This window comes from Allomuricauda sp. CP2A (assembly GCF_001683915.1).
Lineage (GTDB): Bacteria > Bacteroidota > Bacteroidia > Flavobacteriales > Flavobacteriaceae > Flagellimonas.
The window spans coordinates 1-17,879 of sequence record NZ_LXTT01000118.1; the positions used below are offsets into that span (position 1 = coordinate 1).

Sequence of the window (17,879 nt, forward strand, 5' to 3'; positions counted from 1 at the left end):
TGACCTCGCAAAGTGCCGAGGAAACCTATAATTCTTTGGATAAATACGCCAAAAACCTCAACAAATTGGCCGATAGCGGCAAATTGGATCCCGTTATTGGTCGTGATGAGGAAATCCGAAGGGTTTTGCAGATTCTATCCCGTAGAACCAAGAACAACCCGATGCTGGTAGGTGAGCCCGGTGTGGGTAAAACCGCTATTGCTGAAGGCTTGGCGCATCGAATTGTGCAAGGCGACATCCCTGAAAACCTCAAAGATAAGATCCTCTATTCTTTGGACATGGGTGCCTTGATTGCCGGCGCAAAGTATAAGGGCGAGTTTGAGGAGCGATTGAAAGCCGTGATCAAGGAGGTTACCTCCTCAGATGGCAATATTGTCCTCTTCATTGACGAAATCCACACCTTGGTAGGTGCTGGAGGTGGACAGGGTGCCATGGACGCCGCCAACATCTTGAAACCTGCTTTGGCAAGAGGTGAACTCAGAGCTATTGGAGCCACTACCTTGGATGAGTACCAAAAATACTTTGAAAAGGACAAGGCCTTGGAGCGTAGGTTCCAAAAGGTAATGGTGGACGAGCCCGATACCGAAAGTGCCATCTCCATCCTTAGGGGTATCAAGGAAAAATATGAAAATCACCACAAGGTCCGTATCAAAGATGAGGCTGTGATTGGTGCGGTTGAGCTTTCACAACGCTATATCACCAACCGGTTTTTGCCCGATAAGGCCATTGACCTTATGGACGAGGCCGCATCCAAGCTTCGTATGGAAATCAACTCCAAACCCGAGGAACTGGATGTGTTGGACCGAAAGATCATGCAGTTGGAAATTGAGATTGAGGCCATCAAAAGGGAAAACGACAAGGCCAAATTACAGACCTTGAACCTGGAGTTGGCCAATCTCAAAGAAGAGCGCCATGACATCTTCGCCAAGTGGGAAAGTGAAAAAACCGTGGTGGACAATATCCAAAAGACCAAACAGGATATTGAGGACTTTAAATTGGAGGCCGAACGTGCCGAACGGAACGGAGATTACGGAAAAGTGGCCGAGCTACGCTACGGTAAAATCAAGGAAGCCCAGGAAAAACTGGACAAGCTCCAAGACGATCTGGCCGAGCAACAAAGCGCTGGAACCTTGATCAAGGAGGAAGTTACTTATGAGGACATTGCCGAAGTAGTGGCCAAATGGACAGGGATTCCCGTGACCAAAATGATGCAGAGTGAGCGTGAAAAACTATTGAAACTGGAAGATGTGCTCCACAAACGCGTAGTGGGTCAGGATGAGGCTATTATTGCTGTTTCGGATGCCATTCGCAGAAGTAGGGCCGGATTACAGGATGAGAAAAAGCCGATTGGTTCATTCCTCTTCTTGGGAACCACCGGGGTAGGTAAAACTGAGTTGGCCAAAACGCTCGCGGCCTATCTGTTTGATGACGAAAATGCCATTACCCGGATAGACATGAGCGAATACCAAGAACGCCACTCCGTGAGCCGTTTGGTAGGAGCACCTCCAGGATATGTGGGGTACGATGAAGGAGGTCAGTTGACCGAAGCGGTACGTAGAAAACCCTACTCCGTAATCCTGTTGGATGAGATTGAAAAAGCGCATCCGGACACCTTCAACATTCTATTACAGGTTTTGGATGAAGGCAGGCTTACCGACAACAAAGGTCGCGTGGCGGATTTCAAGAACTCCATTATCATTATGACGAGCAATATGGGTAGCCATATCATCCAAGAGAAATTTGAAGATGCCGTGGATATGGAAAGTGCTTCGGAAGCAGCAAGAGTGGAAGTCATGGGATTGTTGCGCAAGACCATTCGTCCCGAGTTCTTGAACCGAATAGACGACATCATCATGTTCGCTCCGTTGAACAAGGCTGATATTAAAGCCATTGTGGAGCTTCAATTGAACAACTTGAAGAAAATGTTGTCCAAACAGCACATCACTTTGGATGCAACCCAAGAAGCCATTGAATACTTGGCCAAAAAAGGGTACGACCCACAATATGGAGCACGACCCGTAAAACGATTGATTCAGAAAGAAGTACTGAACAATCTATCCAAGGAACTGCTTTCCGGAAATATAAAATCCGACAGTGTGGTCCTCTTGGATTCCTTTGATGATGAATTGGTGTTCAGGAATCAAGGTGAGTTGATAGAATAATTTTAGTATAACTTATATTAGAAAAACCTTTCCCAGCATATTGGGGAAGGTTTTTTATTTGTCCCCATTTCTTCAAATAAGCTGATTGAAATCAAAAACAATCACAGGTGATTTGGTTTAAATCCTTATTTTAGCTTCAAACACATTTCCTAAATATGCCAATCGTAATTGCCGTCCTAGGTATTCTCCTGCTCTTCCTTTTAATTGCCAAATTCAAACTCAACGCCTTTCTAGCCTTCATCATCGTGTGCCTTTTTGTAGGGATTTTTCAAGGGATGGAATTGGCCAATTTGGTACAATCCATTCAACGGGGTATTGGGAACACCTTAGGTTTTTTGGTTTTGATTCTTGGACTTGGTGCCATGTTGGGCAAATTGGTCGCCGATAGTGGGGCCGCTCAACAGATAACCACCCAATTGGTGGCCAAATTTGGGATAAAGCACGTGCAATGGGCCATGGTGGTCACCGGTTTTATTGTGGGAATCCCCATGTTCTACTCCGTAGGCTTTGTTATTCTCATTCCTCTGGTGTTTACTGTCGCCATTTCAACCGGGCTTCCTTTGCTTTATGTAGGGCTTCCCATGCTAACGTCCCTATCAGTAACGCATGGTTATCTCCCGCCCCATCCTGCTCCCACGGCCATAGCGGCCATGTTCAATGCGGATATTGGCAAAACATTGCTGTATGGGCTTATCATTGCGGTTCCCGCCATAATCGTGGCCGGCCCCCTGTTTGCCCGAACCATAAAAAATGTTGAAGCCAAACCCTTAAAAGAATTTTACAATCCCAATATCATTCCCAAGGAAGAGCTGCCATCGACCTTTACGAGTATTTTTACAGCACTCTCTCCAATATTGTTGATCGGTGTTGCCATTGCTGCCGAACAATTTCTGGAAGAAGGCCTGCTCAGGAACATCCTTACGTTCATAGGAAACCCTGTGATTGCCTTGTTGATTTCCGTGCTGTTGGCCATCTACACCTTGGGGATTGCCAAAGGCAAAAAAATGTCCACGCTCATGGACTCCATTTCATCTTCGGTTTCCAGCATTACCATGATCTTATTGATCATTGCCGGAGCTGGGGCACTAAAAGAAGTTTTAATTGACAGCCATGTAAGCGATTACATTGCCGATAGTCTCAAAGGTTCCAGCATATCACCGTTGGTTTTGGCCTGGCTCATCGCAACGGCAATTCGGGTTAGTGTTGGGTCAGCAACAGTAGCAGGGCTAACGGCGGCCGGAATTGCACTTCCCTTGGCGTCAGGAACGGGAACAAGCCCGGAATTGATGGTCTTGGCCATAGGTTCTGGAAGTTTGATGCTTTCCCATGTCAACGATACCGGATTTTGGATGTTCAAGGAATATTTCAACCTTTCGGTAAAAGAGACGCTTTCCACCTGGACCGTTATGGAAACCTTGGTCGGCATTATGGGACTGCTTGGCGTTTTGGTATTAAGTACAATAATCTAATAAAATATGACTAGTTCACCTTCAAAACGTATTGAGGAATTAAATCTTCAACTCCCACCTGCTCCACCGCCTGCAGGGGTGTATAGGCCAATATTGGTCGTGGATAATTTTTTATATGTATCCGGGCAAGGCACCGTTAATTTGGACGGTTCCCTCATGAAAGGGCGCGCCGGGGATGACCTGGATGCTGACCAGGCTAAATTGGCGGCCCGGCAAGTAGGACTGACCATGCTTTCCACCATCATTACCCATTTTGGCAATTTGGACAACATTAAAAGGGTGGTCAAGGTATTGGGAATGGTCAACTGCACACCCGATTTTGGCAAACATCCCTATGTCATCAATGGTTTTAGTGAGTTGATGGCCGATGTATTTGGAGAAGAAAATGGCATTGGCGTTCGCAGTGCCGTGGGCATGATGCTCCCTGAAAACATTCCTGTGGAAATTGAGGCCATGTTTGAACTTCACCAATAACCAATTGTATGTTTCTATTTGATGTCCATTTAGACCTCGCCATGAATGCCATGGAATGGAACCGTGACCTTACCCTCCCTGTTTCTGAAATACGGGAACGGGAAAAGGGAAAAACGGACAAACCAGACCGTGGGAACAATACGGTTTCCCTCCCTGCCATGCGCAAGGGCAATGTTGGGCTTTGTGTGGCCACACAAATTGCACGCTTCGTAAAAAAAGACAATCCGCTTCCCGGCTGGCACTCACAACGCCAAGCGTGGGCCCATACCCAAGGACAATTGGCATGGTACAAGGCTATGGAAGAAGCTGGGGAAATGGTTCAGATTACGGATACGGAAAGTCTGGAGAAGCATCTCAAACTATGGGAAAGCGAGGACGGAAAAAAGCCCATTGGCTACATTTTAAGTCTAGAAGGCGCCGATTCCATTGTGGATATGGGCTATTTGGAGAAATCGTATGAATCCGGCTTGAGAGCCATCGGGCCGGCGCATTATGGCCCGGGAGTTTATGCGCATGGCACGGATTCGGTTGGTGGTCTAGGAGCCAAAGGACGGGAACTCCTCAATAAGATAGAGGAGCTCAACCTTATTTTGGATGCTACGCATTTGTGCGATGTGAGTTTTTGGGAAACTATGGAAATCTATAACGGTCCTGTGTGGGCCAGTCATAACCTTTGCCGAAAATTTGTGGACCACAATAGGCAGTTTTCGGATGAGCAACTCAAGGAATTGATCAACAGGGATGCCGTAATTGGGATTGCGTTGGATGCTTGGATGATGGTCCCCAATTGGGTCAGGGGAAAATCCGACCCCAAAGAAATGGGCGTCACCTTGGACATTATGGTGGACAATATTGACCATATCTGTCAACTGGCCGGGAACACGAACCACGTTGGCATCGGTACCGATCTGGATGGTGGTTTTGGTACAGAGCAGGGGCCTTATGATGTGGACACCATAGCAGATTTACAGAAAATCCCGGAATTGCTGTCCAAAAGGGGGTATGGCATATCCGATATTGAAAACATCACAAGCCAAAATTTTATCAAATTCTTGAAAAGGGTCTGGGGATAAACAGTATATCTTTCAAAAAAACGTCTGTTGTGCCCAATCATTTAGACGCTAAAAAGTTGCAACACTGTTAAAATAGTGGCTTTAGGTCCTTATCATACCAAACAGTATCTGTTTTTTTATATCTTAGTTCTACCCAACACCGACCAGCCACCATGACCAAAAAAGCAGAACGTACCACAGCATACATCATTGAGACCGTAGCGCCCATTTTCAACAGGTTTGGCTATGTAGGCACCAGCATGAGCGATCTCACCGAAGCCACGGGACTTACCAAAGGTGCCATTTATGGCAATTTTGAAAACAAGGAAGCTCTTGCTCTTTCCGCTTTTGAGTATAACCAAAAACAATTGTTGGCGACGATTGATGAAAAGTTGGATGTTGAGGGAAATGCTTTGGACAAACTTTACTCCTTGATGCAGTTTTATAAACAGTACGATATATTTTCCCTTCCCATGGGCGGGTGTCCCATACTCAATGTGGGGGTGGATGCCCAGAGCAACAACAGTCTTCTTGCCGCTGCCGTAAAGGAAACCATTAAGGAGATAGAAGGAAAAATTGCCCTTGTTTTGGAAAATGGGGTAAACCAAAACGAAATCCATTTACCTGTTCCTCCCCTACAATTTGCCAGGCAATTGTTCACCATGATCCAAGGGGCCATTGCCATGAGCACCATGACCCGGGACCGTAAATATCTCATCAATACTATTTCCTATTTGGAACATTTGGTACAACGGGAGATTAAAAAATAAGTTCTTTCATTACCCCCATGGATCATTTTCAATAAGAACACAGTTTAGAAGTTTATCAACCAGAAGCACGCTATCTTCAAGTGAAATCTGGGATCCATCAATTGGCACAACATCTTCGCTTTTATATACTATAGATTTACCCAAATAAGTAACTGTAAACTGACATCTCTGCCCTTTTGGAAGAACAAACTCATTTTGCCGAAAAAAAGACCGGATCTAACAGCCTTATCGCCCCAAAAAACTTACGCTCCATGCCCTTTGAAACAAGAACAACACCTACACGCATAGTATTATGATCGAGCAGCTCAAAGACAAAATAGAAAAAATGAAAGCGTTGATATTTGAACATTCACAATATCTCGCAACCATTGAAAACCATCAATACCTCCCCCTAAAAAATGAAGAACTAATTCAGTTTGAAGAAAATCATCAAATTGAACTGCCAATGGATTACAGGGCGTTTTTATTGCACATGGGCAATGGTGGGCTGGGTCCTGGACTTGGGATTCTTCCACTGGATTTGACCCGAAAATATAATGACCTGCATTTGCCTTGGACCAATCCAAAAATATACAATGCCCTTTTTCTGCATGACGACGACAAGGAAGACGAAGATGAATTTGATGAAAGAGTCGATGATCTTCTGAAAGATAATGGCTCCAAAGAATCACAGTTGTTCAATGCCAAAGACCATGGCGTGCTCCCCATTGCCAATATGGGCTGCGGCACCACCGCCCTTTTGGTTATCAATGGCAAGCATAAAGGGCAAATATGGATAGATTTGACGGCAACTGATGCCGGGCTTTCCCTCTTGGCAGAAAATTTTATTGACTGGTACAATGCTTGGCTGGATGAAAGAACAGAAAAAATCTTGGCTAAAAATCTTGCGGTCAAAAATATCATGGCCTTTTGTGAAAGCTCTTCCCCAAAATTGGATAGCACGAAAGCCCTTCACGAATTCATGGGCAAATTCTTGGATGTGAGGGACAAAAAAACCGTCCATGTTGTTTTGGAACGGTTGCTGAAAAGCAGTGACCTTGACCATCATGAAACAACCATGCCCATTATCCATTACCTTACAGAACATGAACAATTCACCAATTACCCACTGGCCATAAAGTATATTGACCGGGCTTTGGATACACTTTCCAGCGGTGATGATGCTTCCAGAAAGTCGCTGCTTGGCGCCAAAGGAAAAGCCCATGCCCATATAAAACAGTACAAAAAGGCCATATCATGTTTTAATGAAGCATTGGCCATAGATGTTTCCCATTGCCCAAAAGGAACCTTAACGGACGAATACATTAGGCTACTTGCCTTCTGTCATCTATGTTTGGGTGACTTGCCCAATACAAAAGCAGTCCTGGCGGCCAATGGCATGGCAAATGCGGTCTCCTTACTTACTGATCTGTATGAAAATCATCAAGATTATGAGCTGGCCCGATTATGGGGGCAAGAACTGTTGGGTTGGTCCTTTTACCAAAACTACCCCTACCAGAAAAGTTATGTCCTTACCATCAATACCCAAATAATTTATTCCTTGATCCAATTAAAGGACGATGCCCAACTGGAAGAAAATTTAAAAAAACTGGATGAACTTGAGGTAAACCCGGAACATCTGCCCTATGCCCATATAGCCCTAAAACTTTATGAACAAAAATATTACCAAAAAGCACTGCTGTACCTAAAGAAATATGAATCACTTGACAGTGCAAGCGACAACCTTTATTGGATCTATAATTTAAAAGGGTGTTGTTATAATGATATAGGAATGTATGAAAAAGGCATTGCCTTTTTTTGGAAAAGTTTTAATCTGCAAAAATGGATAGTGCCCTACTCCAATTTGATCCGCCCCTATATCAATTTAGGAAAATTTGATGAAGCACAACGTGTCTTTAATGAGATCATGGCCGCTGACCCATATTATTCGTGGAACTATTATCAATTTTCTCTTTTCTATCTTAAAACCAATAAACCCCATAAAGCGGTCAGCCTGCTAAATAAGTCCATCGAACTGGGGTTTGACAAAAAAATCATATTGGAAGATGTTGAGCTGAAAGGCATTTTAAAACACCTTTGATCGTCCATTGAACATGTTTAATTCCGTACCCTAAAAATCCAGATTTTGTCTGTGTATTTTCCATTAAACTGACTATCCCTGGCCTTTCGGGCTTCTTCCATGGTGTTGTACCGTTCTAGATATACGTAGTTGTATTTGTTTACGCTTCGGTAGAACGATTTTGGGTTTAGGCCTTTCTGTTTCAGGTTGAGCATAAAACTTTCGTAGTATTTTTTGGTCCCGAAAACATTGGTAATCAGATAAAAGCCCGGTTCCAGACCATTTTCACTGCTTACTTCCTCATATCTTTCATTGGGTCTTAGTTCCACCTCCTGTTTTTGGAGTTGTGCTATGCTATCTTGCTGCTCTTGTTTTCGTATTTGGCCAATACTATCCTGTACCCTTTGTTCCTTTAACTTTTGGGCCGCCATTTGTGCTTGGGCAATTGAATCTCGAGCTCTCTGTGCTTCAATCAGGCGTTGTTGTTGCATCTCCTCATCCTGCTGAACTTGTTGGGCTTCTTTTTCCCTTAATTCCTTTCGTCTCGCCTCTTCGGCCATTCGTTCTTGGGCCAGGCCATCTGCTTTGTCCACATCAAAACCGACAACTTTTGCTCGGCTATCTGTTTTACCAAATTGATAGGAGGCGACCAACTCGACGGTAGGGTCTTCATCACTCAACAAGGAATCCCCTCCAAATTCCATCAAACCCCCAATGGAAAATGTGTTGGCAAAAGTCACCCCTACTCCTCCGGATGCGCCATAAAAACTATTATAGCCACCCTGCACCCAAAATTTAGGGGTTGAGAGGAGCGTATTCAGACCAAATTGGGTATCCGCATCGGGTAACGACTTCACATAAAACATCGGTCTCACAAAACTATCACCCCAATTGGGAAACAACCCCACATTAAAATCGTTGCTCAGGATCCCTGTGAATATTTTAAAGTTTTCCGGACCATTCCCACTATCGGACAGGTTGAACCCAAAACCATTTTCAAAAGCAACACCAACACTAAATTGGTTGACTTTTAACCGAACCGCCGGGGAAAATTGCAATATAAAATCCTTGCTGTTTTCCAATTGGGGCAGGTCGATGTCCTGATCAGGCAAAAAACGATCATCCGCCAAGCTATTTTGAAAGGCAAATAGGTTCATCCCCGCCAAAAGCGCAATCCCTTCATCCAATGGAAACGTATGCACATAATTTAGGTTTGCCCCTGTGTTCAAAAAAACTCCAGTATTGTGCTGAAGAAAGCCCAGGGCAACAGAGGATGCTGTATTGATTTGATGTGAATAATTGGCAAAGATAGTGGTAGGGTCACCGTCAACGGACTGCCATTGCCAACGGGTCCAAATGGAAAAAGAGTTTGGATTGTTCCAGTCTGAGGCATAGGTAGCGTTCAACAAATTGGCATTGAATTGGGTAAGGGCATGCTGCCTAAAATCCGAAGGTAAAGTAGGCTCTTGTGACCATCCAACCATGGATATCAACCCCATTAGTAAACAAACCAAAAATCGAAGCATACGGGAAAATAGAAAATTAAACGTTACTTTTAAAAGCGAATACGATAAACTAAGGGAAACTTTAGACCAATACTATGCGAATAACCAAACTCCTAATTGCCTCTGCAATTATTATTGGATGTATCAGCTGAAAAAAGATACGAAAATTGTGGAAGATCCCGTGGTTTTCACCTACTATTTTATCAGACATTCCGAAAAGGACAGAACCGACCCGGATAAATTTCACAGAAGAGCTGCCATTCCAGGTTCCTGTTCAGATGTTCTTACAATATGCGGCCGGAATCTGCCGACTTGAAAATTAAAAAAGCCCATTTTTCGAGCTGGGACTCATTTTTAGGATTTCACAACAATTACAATAATTATTTGATAGTCAAACATATACATTTTTTCCGAACGCATATATCTTATCAATCCAGATAGGATTCCCATCAAATCAAATAACTCATTCATCAATTCTTGCCCCCATCTGTCTTATGGTTTCAATTAGATTTGGCAATCTGGAACAATACAATATAAACACCCATCCATCAAAAACTGAGCATGAATTTATTGGAAATCGCAAAAGTATTTTTTGAACGTTTTGACTTCACGGAAGAACAATTGGAACAGTATAAGGAAACGAACTCCAAAAATGATATGGTCTATCCAGAAAATATCAAAGAAGGATTTCAAAATGCCCTCGTCTACTTTTTAGAAATAGACACCCATGAGAATCAACCCGTCACCCTCGGATGCTCAAAACTTGGCGGGCTACCCGATTTACCGGAACAACTGGAATTCCCTGAAAAATATGTCTTTATCGGACAATTCAACATTGCAGATTTTAAACAATTTGACATTAACAATGTTTTTCCGGATAAGGGTATCATTTACTTGTTCTCTTCGATTGATTGTGGAAAGACCCTCTTTTATGATGGCCCCATGGATCAATTGAAACCAAGGGAGTATCTCAACAGTGTTTTGTCACAAGATGAGCAACTTCAGAAAGAGCTTGAAACGGAAGTGCGAATTTCATATACACCTAAATTGACTTTCAACGACATGTTCTATCCAAAGGATAGGGTTCTAACAGAAGAAGACTGGATTAAACTCATGGGTGATATCCCAGGATTCTCACAACACCCCTCCAGAATCCATTTGTTGGGATTGGGCAATTACCAACAGGAAGGTGTGAGCGAGGCTTATGATGTATTAGGAGATCCAAATGATCATGAGGATGATTTCGAGGAATGGATCAAGTTAATGTACCAATTTGACAAATGGCTACCCAATCAATTCCACTTCTTTAGCTATGAAACCAACTATGGAGGCTTCAACATGAACTTTTGGGTCGATTCTAAAATGGACGAAGGCTTTAGGGATGGTAATTTTCATAAAAAAATAATCGTTGTGGGGTCAACCACCTAAAAATCCCATCAAATCAAGAATATGTATTTTCAATTCTACGTCCTAAGAAACTAGGTTTTATAAAGATATCATTATCAGCTGTTCTTGATTCCACTGACGCTACCTGCCTGAAAAGTATAGCATACCAGTATAGCATTTTTGTTTGCCCCAGTATTGAAGCTGGACCTTATTAGGACAAAGGACAAGTCCACAATGAACATCCGATTCCTACGGAAAAATAATATGACCTAGGAGATCTATAAACAAGGATTAAATTACGTTGTAATTGTTTGGTTGATAAAAGCCATATCAGCTTTCCATTGCATTTAGCATTTTGAAAGCCTTACAGAACATACAATCCAAATTCCAATGTATACAAGAAAATGAAAATTAAACGTTACTTTTAAAAGCGAATACGATAAACTAAGGGAAACTTTAGACCAATACTATGCGAATAACCAAACTCCTAATTGCCTCTGCAATTATTATTGGATGTATCAGCTGCAAAAAAGATACGAAAATTGTGGAAGATCCCGTGGTTTCCACCTACTATTTTATCAGACATTCCGAAAAAGACAGAACCGACCCGGATAACCCTGACCCAGAGCTGAACCAAGATGGATTGGACCGGGCCATTCGATGGGCAGAAGTCTTTGATCCCATTGACCTTGATGTCATTTATTCCACAAATTACGAGCGTACCTCCATGACAGCGGCTCCCACTTCGGTCAAAAAAAATATTGATGTTAAATATTATGACCCAGACACCATCGATATTGAGCGGTTCAAAGCTGAAAATGAAGGACTCAATGTTTTGGTGGTTGGCCATAGCAATACCACCCCTGATTTTGTGAACAAGATCATCAATATTGAAAAATACAACGCCATGGACGACGATGACAACAGCAGTTTGTTCATTGTACGGATCATTGATGGCATACCCACGGACATCCGATTGAAAATGGATTAATCCTGCTCTACTTTGATGTCGGTCAGTTCTATTTTGGAAAGGAGTTCCAGTTCCCCCTTATTGAAAAGTTGTCCGATCTGTAAAATGTCGGAATCCTTATCTTTTGGTTTGTAATTGTCGTAATCCACAAAACGGATTCCGTTTACAAACCGTTCGTTATACGCTTTCCGAAAACGTTGCCCACCTCCATCCACATGAAAGCTATAGGCCAGATACATCGGTTTAAAGGTCTCCACATCAAACCAATACACGTACACATCATCATAGTCTTCACCTCCGCCGTTTTGGTCAAAAGTCACTTTGATTTTGTGATACTCCTTTCCCTCAATGGTTTCCTTGCCCAAAAGTTCCTTGTTCACCGCTGGGTCATTTAAACCATACGGAAGCCGTGCAAAATAATGCACAGAATTCACCGAATTGGCATACTTAGTGGCAATGGAATCTGAAACAGCCACAAGCGAGTCATTCATAAAACGTTGAAAATCGTTTCCCGTTTTTACATCGGTGATGGTAACCGAATCCACCTGAAAAATACGTTTCAACACCTTTTTCCCATTGTTGTTTTCAGAAACATACTTTCGATCTCGGAATTGAAAGGAGGTTTTATGGTCCTCGTATAGTTTTCCACCACTGTCCTCAATGGATTTATCCACAATTTCCTGTGCTGTAAGTGGGGCTTTCTGCTTTTCCTTGCAGGCCAAGGACAAAAGCAACAGTAGGGGAACAAAGATTCTTTTCATGGGTCTGGTTTTATAGATAATCGTAAAATCTGGCATAACATTACAATTTTCTCGGCAAAGAGTTTATATTTTTGCCCTCAATGCAGAAAAACATCAACATAAAGAACAGAAGGGCCCGATTCGATTATGAGATTTTGGACACCTACACCGCTGGAATTGTTTTGGGGGGTACCGAAATTAAATCGCTTCGTTTGGGGAAAGCTTCCATATCCCAAAGTTTTTGTGAGTTCAATGACAAAGGAGAACTTTTTGTCATCAACATGCAGATAGATGAGTACAGTCACGGAGGCCACTATAACCACAGGCCCAAGGCAGAACGAAAACTGCTTCTCAACAAAAGGGAACTGAAAAAACTCAGGAAAGAAGTCACCACAACGGGAAACACCATTATCCCCCTGAACCTTTTCATCAATGACCGTGGCCTTGCCAAATTGAAAATTGGATTGGCCAAGGGTAAGAAATTGTATGACAAACGGGAGACCATTAAAGAACGGGCCAGCAAGCGCAACCTAGCCCGAATCAAGAAAAGCTTCAACAACTGATTGAGCATTAGATTAATCAGTTATTGGGTTACTTAGTTACTGGTTTTTGGGATTTGGGATTTGGGATTTGGGATTTGAAACTTTTCCCTTGCACTTGAACTTGCACTTGTACTTGTTTTTTTAAACCCCATCAATTCTTATCTTCCAGCAAGGGAACAAAGCGAAAAGCACCCAATTCCTTTTTTTCAAATTCCTTTTCAGATTTTCGCACAAAAAGGGTCATTATCTGCTCATTTTCGCCAATGGGAATCACCAGCCTACCCCCTACTTTGAGCTGAGACATCAAGGGTTTTGGAACTTCAGGGGCTCCCGCTGTGACTATGATGCCATCAAAAGGAGCTTCCTCTGGCAGGCCTTTGTAGCCGTCCCCGAAAATCATTTTCTTGGGTCGGTAGTTCATTTTATTGAAAAACAACCGGGTTTTTTTAAAAAGTTCCAGCTGCCGTTCTATGGTGTAGACCTTGGCCTTTAAATGCAACAACACTGCGGTTTGGTAACCACTGCCCGTACCAATCTCCAAAATCTTGTCGTTGGGTTTAATTTGGAGCAATTCGGTCTGAAAGGCAACCGTATAGGGCTGCGAAATGGTCTGTTCCGCACTAATGGGAAAAGCCTTGTCCTGATACGCATGATCTTCAAAACTGCTGTCCAAGAACAAATGTCGGGGTATGGTCCTTATGGCATTGAGCACCCGTTTGTCCTGTATTCCCTTGGCTTCCAACAATTCCGCCAATTTGTTGCGCATTCCTCTATGCTTATGTGTGTCTTTCATGGTTTTGGTCTGGTACACGAATTTAAAAAGTTCCCTAAAACTTTACGACCAGTTCGCTTCTTATTTTTATGAAGAGTGCCGTCATATCCGTATTTTTGAAAAAAACAGATATTATGCTAAAAGTTGGTGTCCTCGGTGCAGGACATTTGGGGAAAATTCACCTTCGGCTCTTGAACCAATCTGAACACTACGAACTCGTTGGTTTTTACGACCCCGATGAAATCAATGCCAAAAAAGTGGCGGCCGAGTTTGGCTACACCTACTTTGAAAATATCAATACCCTCATGGATGCCGTGGATGTAGTGGATATTGTCACCCCCACTCTTTCCCATTACGATTGTGCCAAAAAGGCCATCGAAAAAGGAAGGCATATTTTTATTGAAAAACCCATCACCAACACTTTTGAAGAGGCACAAGAGCTGTTGCAATTGTCCCAAAAGCATGGCATTAAAGGCCAAGTGGGCCATGTGGAACGGTTCAATCCCGCATTTTTGGCCGTCAAGGACAAAATTGAAAATCCTATGTTCATTGAAACCCACCGGTTGGCCGAGTTCAACCCAAGGGGCACTGATGTTCCTGTGGTGTTGGATTTAATGATCCATGATATTGATGTTATTTTGAGCGTAGTGCCATCAGAAGTGAAACAAATCAATGCCAGTGGGGTTTCCGTAATCAGCAACTCTCCAGACATTGCCAATGCGCGAATAGAATTTGAAAATGGTTGTGTCGCCAACCTTACGGCAAGTAGAATTTCCTTGAAGAATATGCGGAAATCACGCTTTTTCCAAAGAGATGCCTATATCTCTGTGGACTTTTTGGAAAAAAAAGTGGAAGTGGTCAAAATGAAGGATGCCCCGGAACAGCCCGGTGATTTTGACATGATTTTGCAAAATGCTGAAGGGGAAAAGAAGCAGATTTACTTTGAAAATCCCGAAATTGACGTCAACAATGCCATTCTGGATGAATTGGAAACCTTTGCGGATGCCATCAATAACAATACTGAACCTGTTGTGACACTGGAGCAAGGCACCAAAGCATTGCAAGTAGCCCTTCAGATTATAGAGTCATTTAAAAAGTAGTGTGCCTGTCAGTTCGAGCTGTCATCTTGAGCGCAGTCGAAAGAACAGTCGAGAACGGCAAAATTCAAAATACCATGAAAAAAATAGCAGTTATCGGTGCTGGAACCATGGGCAACGGAATCGCCCACGTTTTTGCACAAAACGGATTTCAAGTTCATTTGATTGACATCGCCCAAACTTCCTTGGACAAAGGCATGGCCACCATCACCAAAAATTTGGACCGAATGATGGCCAAAGAGGCCATTGACCAAGCTAAAAAAGATACCACACTGGGCAATATTTCCACCTTCACAAACATGAAAGAAGGCGTTTCTCAAGTGGATTTGGTAGTTGAGGCCGCCACAGAAAATTTGGACATCAAACTTAAAATTTTCAAGGATTTGGACGAGGCTTGCCAAGCCGACACCATTTTGGCCACCAACACCTCCTCCATATCCATTACCCAGATAGCGGCAGCCACCCAACGGCCCGAAAAAGTGATTGGGATGCACTTTATGAACCCGGTGCCCATCATGAAATTGGTGGAAATCATTCGCGGGTACAGCACTTCGGATAAAGTGACCGAAACCATCATGGAACTTTCCAAAAAATTGGGCAAAACCCCTACCGAGGTCAACGATTACCCCGGTTTTGTGGCCAATCGGATATTGATGCCCATGATCAATGAAGCCATTGAGACGCTTTATAATGGAGTTGCAGGTGTGCAGGAAATCGATATGGTGATGAAATTGGGCATGGCCCATCCCATGGGTCCACTGCAATTGGCGGATTTTATCGGGTTGGATGTCTGTCTCTCCATTTTGAATGTGATGTACAACGGTTTTAAAAATCCAAAATACGCTCCTTGCCCATTACTGGTGAACATGGTCATGGCGGGAAAATTGGGCGTAAAATCGGGAGAAGGGTTTTATGACTATTCCGAATCCCGAAAAGCTGAACAGGTTTCTTCGCAATTCAAATAGAACCGTATGGCCCTCATAAAACCGTTTAAGGCAATCCGCCCCACAAAAGACAAGGTTTCCTTTGTGGCATCGCGTTCGTATGAGGAATATTCCGAAGAGGAGCTCAAAGCGGTGCTCCGATACAATCCGTTTTCCTTTTTGCACATCATCAATCCCGGGTTCAAATTCCATCAAAACATTACTGGGAAAGAACGGTTTCATTTGGTGCACAATCGCTATTTGGAATTTTTGGAAGAAAACACCCTCCAAAAAGATGAAGAAGCAAGTTTTTATCTCTATCAGATTGAAAAAGATGATTTTAAAAGCCTTGGCTTCTTTTGTACCTGCAGCGTGGAAGATTATCGAAAAAATATCATCAAAAAGCATGAGGACACCATAAAACACCGGGAAGAATTGTTTGCGGATTACCTGCAAACAGTGGGATTCAATGCAGAACCTGTGCTGATGACGTATGCGGATAACGATGCCGTTTGGGAGGTCTTTCAGGAAGAAATTCAACGGAAACCAGTGTATGATTTTACCACCACGGACCGCTTTAACCACAGTCTTTGGAAAATATCAAACGAAAAGGCCCTAACCAAACTTGAAGCTGCTTTTGCCCAAATGGATGCGCTCTATATTGCCGATGGCCATCACCGAAGTGCATCGAGCAATCTGTTGGCGCAACAAATGGAATCGGAAAATAAGGTCCACACGGGAAAAGAGGCCTACAACTATTTTATGGCCTACCTCATTCCCGAATCCCAAATCCGGATTTACGAATTCAATCGCATGGTCAAGGATTTGAATGGGTTTTCCAAAGAGGCGTTCCTAATTCAACTCGATGAACATTTTCGAATCGAAAAACAGGAAGAAGGACCTTTGAGGCCTACAAAAAAGCATCAGTTCATCATGTATTTGGATGGGTGCTTCTATTCGCTCTACCTTAGAAGTACCAATTACACCTTTACCGATGCACTGAGTCAGTTGGACACCCAAATCCTGTACAAAACCATTCTGGAGCCCATTTTGGGCATTACGGACCTTAGAAACGACGAACGAATTGCCTACGGCTATGGGAAAAACAACCTTATCCGAATGAAGGACAGTGTGGACAAAGGCAAGTTCGCAGTAGGGTTCAGCCTGTTGCCCATCACCATTGAAGAAATCAAGGCCATAGCCGATGCCGGTTTGGTAATGCCCCCAAAAAGCACGTATATTGAACCTAAATTACGCAGTGGATTGGCGATTTATGAATTGTAATAATTTCTATGTCGATAAAAGATAATCTTATATCCATCAAAAATGAATTGCCTGAAGGGGTAACCCTGGTCGCGGTGTCCAAAACGAAACCCAATGCGGATATTTTGGAAGCCTACGAAGCCGGACACCGAAACTTTGGGGAGAACAAGGTGCAAGAAATGGTTGCCAAGTGGGAAGAGTTGCCCAAGGACATTGAATGGCACATGATCGGGCATGTACAGCGCAACAAGGTCAAATATATGGCCGAGTTTGTCTCATTGATTCATGGGGTGGACAGCCTCAAATTGTTGAAAGAGATTGACAAACAGGCCAAAAAGCATGATCGCGTTATTCCTTGCTTGCTACAAATGCACATTGCCGAGGAAGACACCAAATTTGGTCTGGATGATTCCGAATTGGAGGCACTCCTTCAATCCGAAGAATTCAAGGCCATGGAGAACGTAAAAATTGTGGGGTTGATGGGCATGGCCACCTTTACTTCGGATGAAAACCAGGTACGGAAGGAGTTTGTCCATCTCAAATCCATTTTTGATAAACTCAAACAAAAATTGCCCGAAATCTCCATTCTCTCCATGGGTATGAGTGGGGATTATGCATTGGCCATTGCCGAAGGCAGTACCATGGTACGCATAGGAAGTAGTATATTTGGGGCAAGAAACTATCAGTAAACCGAT

The 17,879-nt window shown here is 43.2% G+C and carries 16 protein-coding genes; 13 read left to right on the forward strand and 3 right to left on the reverse strand.

The annotated features are described in order from the left end of the window. The 6 genes from A7D14_RS13745 to A7D14_RS13770 form a co-directional block, all read left to right on the forward strand. Positions 1-2,162: ATP-dependent Clp protease ATP-binding subunit (locus A7D14_RS13745; protein WP_067035727.1), on the forward strand; the 2,162-nt coding region annotated here is incomplete at its 5' end. Between the two features lie 155 nt (positions 2,163-2,317). Continuing rightward, entirely contained in the window at positions 2,318-3,631 is a 1,314-nt protein-coding gene (locus tag A7D14_RS13750; RefSeq protein ID WP_067035730.1) for a gluconate:H+ symporter, read from the forward strand. 6 nt (positions 3,632-3,637) lie between these two features. Beyond that, positions 3,638-4,105, forward strand: coding sequence for a RidA family protein (locus A7D14_RS13755; RefSeq protein ID WP_067035733.1), 468 nt, complete (start codon positions 3,638-3,640; stop codon positions 4,103-4,105). Between the two features lie 8 nt (positions 4,106-4,113). After that, positions 4,114-5,178, forward strand: coding sequence for a dipeptidase (locus A7D14_RS13760; RefSeq protein ID WP_067035736.1), 1,065 nt, complete (start codon positions 4,114-4,116; stop codon positions 5,176-5,178). A gap of 152 nt (positions 5,179-5,330) precedes the next feature. Continuing rightward, positions 5,331-5,927 (forward strand): TetR/AcrR family transcriptional regulator, encoded by a 597-nt coding sequence (locus A7D14_RS13765; protein ID WP_067035739.1) that lies wholly within the window; start codon positions 5,331-5,333, stop codon positions 5,925-5,927. A gap of 325 nt (positions 5,928-6,252) precedes the next feature. Beyond that, complete coding sequence (locus A7D14_RS13770) at positions 6,253-8,007, forward strand: SMI1/KNR4 family protein (protein WP_176712427.1); 1,755 nt, start codon at positions 6,253-6,255, stop codon at positions 8,005-8,007. Between the two features lie 17 nt (positions 8,008-8,024). Here A7D14_RS13770 and A7D14_RS13775 read toward each other — a convergent pair whose 3' ends face one another. Then, positions 8,025-9,470: a PorP/SprF family type IX secretion system membrane protein gene (locus A7D14_RS13775; protein WP_067035745.1), complete on the reverse strand. Its 1,446-nt coding sequence runs from the start codon at positions 9,468-9,470 to the stop codon at positions 8,025-8,027. 582 nt (positions 9,471-10,052) lie between these two features. On the opposite strand from A7D14_RS13775, the gene A7D14_RS13785 reads away from it, so the two are divergent. Further along, positions 10,053-10,919: a DUF1963 domain-containing protein gene (locus A7D14_RS13785; RefSeq protein ID WP_067035751.1), complete on the forward strand. Its 867-nt coding sequence runs from the start codon at positions 10,053-10,055 to the stop codon at positions 10,917-10,919. Positions 10,920-11,346: 427 nt separating this feature from the next. Then, entirely contained in the window at positions 11,347-11,868 is a 522-nt protein-coding gene (locus tag A7D14_RS13790) for a histidine phosphatase family protein (protein ID WP_067035754.1), read from the forward strand. Here the strand turns inward: A7D14_RS13790 and A7D14_RS13795 are convergent. Beyond that, positions 11,865-12,608: a DUF6503 family protein gene (locus tag A7D14_RS13795; RefSeq protein WP_067035843.1), complete on the reverse strand. Its 744-nt coding sequence runs from the start codon at positions 12,606-12,608 to the stop codon at positions 11,865-11,867. The genes A7D14_RS13790 and A7D14_RS13795 overlap by 4 nt on opposite strands. A gap of 80 nt (positions 12,609-12,688) precedes the next feature. Here A7D14_RS13795 and smpB point away from each other — a divergent pair, with 80 nt between their 5' ends. Continuing rightward, complete coding sequence (smpB, locus tag A7D14_RS13800) at positions 12,689-13,150, forward strand: SsrA-binding protein SmpB (RefSeq protein ID WP_067035757.1); 462 nt, start codon at positions 12,689-12,691, stop codon at positions 13,148-13,150. 130 nt (positions 13,151-13,280) lie between these two features. On the opposite strand, the gene A7D14_RS13805 is transcribed toward smpB, so the two are convergent. Further along, the gene (locus A7D14_RS13805) at positions 13,281-13,922 is read right to left on the reverse strand and encodes a protein-L-isoaspartate(D-aspartate) O-methyltransferase (RefSeq protein ID WP_067035760.1); all 642 of its coding nucleotides are present in this window, start codon (positions 13,920-13,922) and stop codon (positions 13,281-13,283) included. A gap of 113 nt (positions 13,923-14,035) precedes the next feature. Here A7D14_RS13805 and A7D14_RS13810 point away from each other — a divergent pair, with 113 nt between their 5' ends. From A7D14_RS13810 to A7D14_RS13825, 4 genes are all read left to right on the forward strand, one after another. Continuing rightward, a complete protein-coding gene (locus A7D14_RS13810; protein ID WP_067035846.1) occupies positions 14,036-15,001 on the forward strand; it encodes a Gfo/Idh/MocA family protein in 966 nt (321 codons plus the stop codon). 74 nt (positions 15,002-15,075) lie between these two features. Beyond that, entirely contained in the window at positions 15,076-15,963 is an 888-nt protein-coding gene (locus A7D14_RS13815; RefSeq protein ID WP_067035849.1) for a 3-hydroxyacyl-CoA dehydrogenase family protein, read from the forward strand. A 6-nt stretch (positions 15,964-15,969) separates the two neighbouring features. Further along, positions 15,970-17,205 (forward strand): DUF1015 domain-containing protein, encoded by a 1,236-nt coding sequence (locus tag A7D14_RS13820; RefSeq protein ID WP_067035763.1) that lies wholly within the window; start codon positions 15,970-15,972, stop codon positions 17,203-17,205. Positions 17,206-17,213: 8 nt separating this feature from the next. Next, positions 17,214-17,873 carry a YggS family pyridoxal phosphate-dependent enzyme gene (locus A7D14_RS13825; RefSeq protein ID WP_067035766.1) on the forward strand — a complete coding sequence of 220 codons (660 nt, stop codon included), beginning with the start codon at positions 17,214-17,216 and terminating at the stop codon, positions 17,871-17,873. The last annotated feature ends 6 nt before the right edge of the window (positions 17,874-17,879 follow it).

Coding starts and splice junctions, on each gene's coding strand:
- A7D14_RS13810 (WP_067035846.1), top strand. CDS start 14,036: ATGCTAAAAGTTGGTGTCCTCGGTGCAGGACATTTGGGGAAAATTCAC.
- smpB (WP_067035757.1), top strand. CDS start 12,689: ATGCAGAAAAACATCAACATAAAGAACAGAAGGGCCCGATTCGATTAT.
- A7D14_RS13770 (WP_176712427.1), top strand. CDS start 6,253: ATGAAAGCGTTGATATTTGAACATTCACAATATCTCGCAACCATTGAA.
- A7D14_RS13760 (WP_067035736.1), top strand. CDS start 4,114: ATGTTTCTATTTGATGTCCATTTAGACCTCGCCATGAATGCCATGGAA.
- A7D14_RS13775 (WP_067035745.1), bottom strand. CDS start 9,470: ATGGTTGGATGGTCACAAGAGCCTACTTTACCTTCGGATTTTAGGCAG.
- A7D14_RS13795 (WP_067035843.1), bottom strand. CDS start 12,608: ATGAAAAGAATCTTTGTTCCCCTACTGTTGCTTTTGTCCTTGGCCTGC.
- A7D14_RS13815 (WP_067035849.1), top strand. CDS start 15,076: ATGAAAAAAATAGCAGTTATCGGTGCTGGAACCATGGGCAACGGAATC.
- A7D14_RS13755 (WP_067035733.1), top strand. CDS start 3,638: ATGACTAGTTCACCTTCAAAACGTATTGAGGAATTAAATCTTCAACTC.
- A7D14_RS13790 (WP_067035754.1), top strand. CDS start 11,347: ATGCGAATAACCAAACTCCTAATTGCCTCTGCAATTATTATTGGATGT.
- A7D14_RS13805 (WP_067035760.1), bottom strand. CDS start 13,922: ATGAAAGACACACATAAGCATAGAGGAATGCGCAACAAATTGGCGGAA.
- A7D14_RS13785 (WP_067035751.1), top strand. CDS start 10,053: ATGAATTTATTGGAAATCGCAAAAGTATTTTTTGAACGTTTTGACTTC.
- A7D14_RS13825 (WP_067035766.1), top strand. CDS start 17,214: ATGTCGATAAAAGATAATCTTATATCCATCAAAAATGAATTGCCTGAA.
- A7D14_RS13750 (WP_067035730.1), top strand. CDS start 2,318: ATGCCAATCGTAATTGCCGTCCTAGGTATTCTCCTGCTCTTCCTTTTA.
- A7D14_RS13765 (WP_067035739.1), top strand. CDS start 5,331: ATGACCAAAAAAGCAGAACGTACCACAGCATACATCATTGAGACCGTA.
- A7D14_RS13820 (WP_067035763.1), top strand. CDS start 15,970: ATGGCCCTCATAAAACCGTTTAAGGCAATCCGCCCCACAAAAGACAAG.